The following is a 6,604-nucleotide window of genomic DNA, read 5'->3' as shown; positions in this document are numbered from 1 at the left end:
GTGCATATTTATAGAATTTAATATCATTTTTAAGCCTTAGCAGAGCAAGAGGCTGTTTTGCCCCCCGTGTAATCGGCTTAGCGATAAAAACTTTTTCTACCGAAATAAGGGGATCAAAATCATCAATAATTTCACTAAACAAATCAGGTTCAACAGTCCGATCTATAATGAAATCAATAACTCGATTCTCTTTATAAATATGTTCAAATCTAGATAGCAGTAAATCTTCATTAACTGCTTCAATCGGTGTATCTAATTTAAATAAATCTGACATTTTATATCTCAACCAATGCAGCACCATTGGTCGCAGCTGAGTGCTGTTTCGCAGAACAGTCTGGTAAATCAATCGCAGGTATACTCACAGATGCAGCGCCCATAAACAAATGCTGCCCTGCCTTCACTTCAAACTTGCCACCTGTGGTTGGGAAAATACCTGAACCATCCAGCTTGATTTGAGAACCACCCGCAGTAATCACAATCTCTTTAGGGCTAGTAATTTCAATACGATCTTCAGTCGAAGTAATCTGGATGCCTTGCTTGGCAAGTAAATCCATTGTGTCAGCTTGCACATGAACTTCAAACTTACCTTTGGCGGCAACCTGTTTAATTCCATTTTGTGCTGCAAACAGGCTCACCTTAGCACTGGCATGTGCGATCAAATTTTTTTGCGTACTCAGATTAATACTATCGCCCGCAAACTGGTTAATCTGTCCATCCGCAGAGAGATGAATATCTTCATTGCTACTTAAACCAATCCCCTCTGGTGAGCTCAGTAACAACATCGCCTTATTAAACTTGGCAATATCAGATTCAATTTCTTCCGCAAACTCTTTCAGTTGATCCAGTGATTCAATCTCATCGGTCTGCTGGTTCTTAGCTATTTCACTCAGTGCCTTGGCATTGTTTTGATTGCCCTCTAGCCGCTGCTTAGCAACTTGGGCATCCAGATGTTCGCCTTGGGCTTGATCCTGTTTATGCGTGGAAACGAGTAGACCCTCGCCTGCGCGTACTGCACCCCATTGGTCAGTGCGCAGTTCAAAACCTTCGCCACGGTCTTCACTTTCTGCGGTTGCTTTAGGGTGACTCAGTTTGCCGAGGTTGAGTTGACTGGCTGCATGACTGCTTTGTAGTTGAGCACTGATCTGACCTGTGGTGTCATCAAAGCGCAGTTGGTTAAAACCTTCGCCCTGATATTCTTTTGACTTGATCCCTGCCAGTTTCTTGGTGTCAGGCAGCTTGCCTGCATGGTCAAATCTAGTTGGACTACGATGGCCTTCGTGGATTCTTCCCACTACAAATGGACGGTCGATATTGCCATCAAAGAAGTCGATGACTACGATTTCATCAATTCGTGGCAAGAATCGTGCGCCATAGCCTTCACCTGCCCAAGGCGTGAGTACATCAACCCAAGCAGAATCGGTGTCGTTATCATTGGCACCCGCACCACCATCATGGCTATGATCGTCATTACGGGTAAACAGGAAACGGACTTTAATCCGCCCCCATTCATCCACATAGATTTCTTCGCCGCTTGGCCCAACCACTTTGGCACGTTGCGGTGAAGCTGCTGGACGGTGTTGTAAGGGATGATATTCAGGAACGGTTTTAATGCTACGGCGTTGCAAAATCAGTTGATTGGCTTGGCGTTCGTCACTCTCTTTTATTTGCCAATTGCTTTGTGCTAATAATTGATTGATCTGTTGATGTAGATCTTTAGGCAAGTTGTTTTGGTTATAAAAGTTTTTGCCTGTAATCAGGAATTCTTTATCACTACCATCATGCTGATCAATTTCAGGGTGTTCAGCCAATTCAAACCAGTAACCCACATGGGTATCGCGCACGGTGCTATGGGCTGTAAATTGTTTGGATTGTAAGTCGTAGTATTGACCTAAGTTCCGATTCAGTTTTTCAATTTGAGCATTGCCCGATGGGGTTGCACCATCTTCCCCATTTAAATCTTGCATCCACGCGGGTGAAAAATGCCATGCCTGCTCTAGTCCTAGGCTGGCATTGTCATATTGTTCACTGTGTTTATGTGTGCTCTGTACACTGCCTGCACCATCTTCTTGTTCCAGTGCATCGGCTTGCCAGCGTTGTACATGTACGCTGCTCGGTTGTAATGAGCGTTGTCCAACCAAACTGGTCATGCTGTCGTATTGTTCGGTGGCACTACTACGGTGATAACGAATCTGCCGACGCTCTAAGGCTTGGTATTGGCTATTGTCATCAATCAGACGGAGTTTTTGCGGCTGAATCGCAGCACTGCTTTGCGCGACGGTTCGTTCAGCTTCATCAATGAGCCAGTTAATCGATTCGCTACGCATCAAAGATGTTAAAAAATCTTCATCTGATTGATTATATTGCATAATAAAGGGACGAATGTCGTAGTTTTGACTGAGTCCGCTTAAATCAAGCGTTAAACTGGATGCAAATAAGGGACTTTTTTGTTGCCACTCTTTGAAGATAATTTCCACCACATCACGCACGCTCTTGTTCATAAACACACGGCTGTTACGGCGTTGTTTCCACAGTGCGGTGGGATCTTCTAAAGTCAGTTTATAGACAGTCAAGCTACCGTCTGATTGTCCTTGTAAGGCTTGTGTGATAATCCCTGTGACGCGGGTCAGTTGACCTTGATCGGTGACGGTATCAATTGCCGCTTGGCTGCCAATAAATTGTTTAAGAGGAATGGTCGCATTGGTCGACAGGCAAATCAGTTCTGCCCTAAATCCTTCATTCAGTTGATGCTGACCATCAATACGCTGTAGGAAGACTTGAGTATTTAAATTTTGATTGGAAAATTGAATATGAATTGCACGTTTTTGTGCAGTCAAACCTAAATTGTCTAAAGCTTGAAATATATTAGCCAACATCTTTTTATATAAAATTAAATCAAATTTTAGGCATGGTATACAAAACAGACTGATTTGTCTATTTTGTATATTTATTGTTAAATCGATTTAATGGTGGCGTTTTAAAATAGATTCACTGATAAGACCATAGACATTCTGCAAGTCTGGGCGATTAGAATCTGCTAATAATTGGCTATGCATACTTAATATATTTTGGTCGCCTCGCATCGCAGGGCCTGTCTGCATATCCTTGGGATTATTGGCTGTGGCTTTATTTGCGGTCTCTAAAATCAGTGGATAGAGCAAACTAAAATCAACCTGCTCAGCATCAACGATCTGCTTCGCCATGTCATAACAATAATTACTAAAATTGCAAGCAAATACCGCCGCTAAATGCAAAGTCAGACGTTGAGTCGAACTATATTGATAGACAGATTGGCTTAAACTGTTTGCTAACTCGGTTAATAAGGTTAAGTCCTGTTGCTGTACTGCCTCCACAAACAAAGGGGTATCTGCCCAATTCACATCCCTTTCCATACTAAAGGTTTGCAGAGGATAGAACACACCCGCGCGTGGATGTCTCTGTTGCAGTACCGATAAAGCAGTACTTCCCGAAGTATGTACAATCAGATTTTCAGTGAGATATGGCGCAATCGAATCAATCACGCTACGAATCGCCTGATCGCTGACTGCAATAATCACTAAATCGGTTTGCGCATCCAACTGTTGCACATCGTCAATTGCTTGGGCACTGACTTGGTCTGCAAGGGTCTGAGCATGTTGTAGATTCCGACTAAAGATTTGCACAATCTGATGCTGCAATTGCAATACTTTGGCCAAATGGGTTGCAACACGACCTGCTCCAATCAATGTAATTCGCATAATATTTATCTTAAAACCATCGCTGTGCTAAGCATGCCAATAAAAAAAGGACGAATCAATTCGTCCTTCTTGTTGTTGCTTACTTAATTGACATTATTGAGATAGACAATGCGCTCTATGGTACGTTGGGTGAAGCACTTGGTGTACTGCATATCTTGATCTTGTTGACGCATCGCATCATTCCAATAGCGTGATTGCTTTTGATAGGTTTCTAAATCTTTTTCAGGAATATCAGATACATGCTTCTGAGCAAGTACCTTACAATCAACATCACGTTTTTCAAACCAATCAGACTGGTCTTGTTGCAACTGTGCTTTTTGCTCTGCACTAAATTTGTCCCAAGTTTGATTTAAGCGTTCAACCTGCTGTGCTTTTTCAGCATCTAACTCTTTCTTACGAATATCCATTGCTTTTTGAGCCAAGCCCATTTGAGCCGACTCTTCTGCATCATATTGCTGCTGAGCTTGCTCATTGCTTTGTTCAATCAGGCGGTTTTCTTTTAAATAAGCCACATATTGCACGGCTTTGGTCGCCATAAAGACCACACCATCAATCACTGCATTTTGATCAGGAATATTAAACACTAAACCATCTTTATCCGTCTTGGTAATGTCATATAAAAAGCTACCTTTGAGCTTGTCATCTTCTAAGGTCAGTGAATATTCATTATCTGCAAAATAATCAGCTAAAGTACTGGCACTATAATCGCCTTCACACTCTTCACAATTTTTTTGCTGCTCAGCATAAGCATTCTCCGCACGCTTTTGTAAGCCTTTCGGGAATTGAACAATTAACTGACTTTCACAGCTCAATTGTGTTTTTGATGCTTGCTCGCCTTCTGCTGCATCTAAGGTACGCACATTTTTAATTTCGAATTTCAGACCTTTATTGATTTTATCCAAAACATCATAATCTGCCTGATACCCACTTTCTCTTAGGCTACGCTCGATTTGTTTTAAATAGTCTTTTTTCAATGCCGCTTGAATATTATTCAAGTTGTCTTGATTGGTACAACTCCACTCAGCGACAGCCGCATCCGTATTTTCAACTTTATCTTTCGGCTTGAACTTGTCACAACCTGTTAATAACACTGCTGCTGTTAATGTTGTGAATATAAAAAACTTATTCATATTAATACTCGTAATCTTGTTTTTTTCGGGCGTATTCTACTCAATTTAAAACGATACTTTCGAGTCTTTTCTCTGATTTTATTTAAACAACTTCATTTAAAATTATATTCACTCAAATAAATAATTAAAATAAAAGGAGTTATTTTTCCAATAACTCCTTTTAAACGTCAACAAACCCTCAATTAAGGGCTAATTGAAAACTCAATACGGCGATTTTTAAAACGTCCTTCTTCAGTTGCATTATCTGCAACAGGATTATCTGCACCATGCCCCACCGCTGTGAGTTGAGCCGCATCCACGCCTTGACTGACTAAATAATCAACCACCGCCTGTGCACGTTTTTGTGATAGCGTTTTATTGCTATTGGCATTACCTGTTGAATCGGTATAACCCGCAACGGTCAGTTTTGCATCTTTGGTATTTTTCATTAAGCCAGCGGCTTTATCCAAGATTGCTTTGTTTTCATCTGGAATCTGGTTGGATCCCGTTGAGAAATTAATAATCTGTAGATTAAGTGCTTTAATTACGGCATTAATATCAACCTGATTGGCATCAATGCTTGCCAATGCATCCTGTGCTGCATTTAGACTATTACTTACCGAATCAGCAGCACTAACAGGCGCTTCGACAACCACCTCGGTATTTGGTACTAATCCTTTAATCTTGCCAAGCAACTCATTGAGTTTAGCTGCATCTGCACCTTTTAAGGTGATCTTATCACCCACCCATTCCAAGGAAACATTTGGAACCCCTTTAAGCAATCCCAAAACACCTGCCAGTCCTGCTTGATCAGTAAACGAGCCTGCATGTGTTGCAGCCGTACCTGCTGTATCTACCGTACAGTCCTGATTAGAAGAAAAAACTTCTTTGACCTTGGCCTGAATACTGGCAAGGAGCCCTTGATCACCAACCATGACCTGACACTGTGCAACATGACCATTAGCATCGGTGGTTAATGCCAAGCTCGCGGGCGCAATCATCGTACCGACTTGTGATGCCGGTGAATCCTCATTACTTACAGGTACTTCCATTTGTTTATGTTGACATGACTTCCACAACCATGCGACCAACAATGCCAAAATAATCAGCGCTACAATCGGTAGCCAAGCACGAGACTTACTTCCTGTCGTCGCGGTCGCACTGGCTAAGCTCGTTGTGGAGGCTGTAGCACTCGAAACGAGACCTAAAGGTGCAAGCAAACCTACCGCCCATGCAGGTAACAGCGCACGAATTGAATCAGCATGCTGTTTTAAATAATTAACAATGCTTTGGGTATCATTACCCGCTTCACTGGTTAAAGCAGCAAGGCTGGCTGGAAGCGCTTGATTTAATGTTTGCTCTGCTTCAGCTATGGGAAGCTGACCACCTGCGAGGTTGGATAATAATGCATTTTTAACTTGATCATTATGACCAAATAAATCGAATAAGGAAGGTGAAATCGACTCTTTTAGTTTCTGAATCAATTCAGGTTTTGCAGCTAAAATCGAAAGAAAAATCGGGTAAAATTTAGATAACAGCGCACTTTTTTCGTTCGCCAATCCATCTTGACCACTCACAAGCACAGAGGTCAATTTCTGCTTTAACAGTTCTATTGGGTTTATTGACATTGTTATTCTCTCCAACACATTAAATTTATAATATTCAGATCGCTTAAGAAAAATGCGAAGTACAAGCAAACTGAAGCTTTTTCATTCTAATCATTTGTGTGTTTTTTATTCGTTTTTATATCATTTAAATACA

The 6,604-nt window shown here is 41.5% G+C and carries 4 protein-coding genes and 1 pseudogene; all 5 read right to left on the bottom strand.

What is annotated here, in order from left to right; all coding sequences use genetic code 11:
• Positions 1 to 274 (bottom strand): annotated as a pseudogene (locus WA352_RS15415) (hypothetical protein); the annotation flags it as partial.
• Position 275: 1 nt separating this feature from the next.
• Complete coding sequence (locus WA352_RS15410; protein WP_241345079.1) at positions 276 to 2,873, bottom strand: type VI secretion system Vgr family protein; 2,598 nt, start codon at positions 2,871 to 2,873, stop codon at positions 276 to 278.
• An 87-nt stretch (positions 2,874 to 2,960) separates the two neighbouring features.
• A complete protein-coding gene (locus WA352_RS15405; protein WP_033134028.1) occupies positions 2,961 to 3,734 on the bottom strand; it encodes a Rossmann-like and DUF2520 domain-containing protein in 774 nt (257 codons plus the stop codon).
• Positions 3,735 to 3,817: 83 nt separating this feature from the next.
• Entirely contained in the window at positions 3,818 to 4,864 is a 1,047-nt protein-coding gene (locus WA352_RS15400) for a hypothetical protein (protein WP_033134029.1), read from the bottom strand.
• A 182-nt stretch (positions 4,865 to 5,046) separates the two neighbouring features.
• Positions 5,047 to 6,471: an OmpA family protein gene (locus WA352_RS15395; protein WP_033134030.1), complete on the bottom strand. Its 1,425-nt coding sequence runs from the start codon at positions 6,469 to 6,471 to the stop codon at positions 5,047 to 5,049.
• Positions 6,472 to 6,604: the final 133 nt, after the last annotated feature.

This window comes from Acinetobacter sp. 102, from assembly GCF_037028485.1.
Classification (GTDB): domain Bacteria; phylum Pseudomonadota; class Gammaproteobacteria; order Pseudomonadales; family Moraxellaceae; genus Acinetobacter; species Acinetobacter higginsii.
Note: the sequence above shows the minus strand (reverse complement) of the source record. Positions and strands in the feature narration are given on the sequence as shown.

Excerpts from the sequence above, each read along its gene's own strand:
- WA352_RS15400 (WP_033134029.1), bottom strand. The coding sequence starts at position 4,864 with ATGAATAAGTTTTTTATATTCACAACATTAACAGCAGCAGTGTTATTA.
- WA352_RS15410 (WP_241345079.1), bottom strand. The coding sequence starts at position 2,873 with ATGTTGGCTAATATATTTCAAGCTTTAGACAATTTAGGTTTGACTGCA.
- WA352_RS15405 (WP_033134028.1), bottom strand. The coding sequence starts at position 3,734 with ATGCGAATTACATTGATTGGAGCAGGTCGTGTTGCAACCCATTTGGCC.
- WA352_RS15395 (WP_033134030.1), bottom strand. The coding sequence starts at position 6,471 with ATGTCAATAAACCCAATAGAACTGTTAAAGCAGAAATTGACCTCTGTG.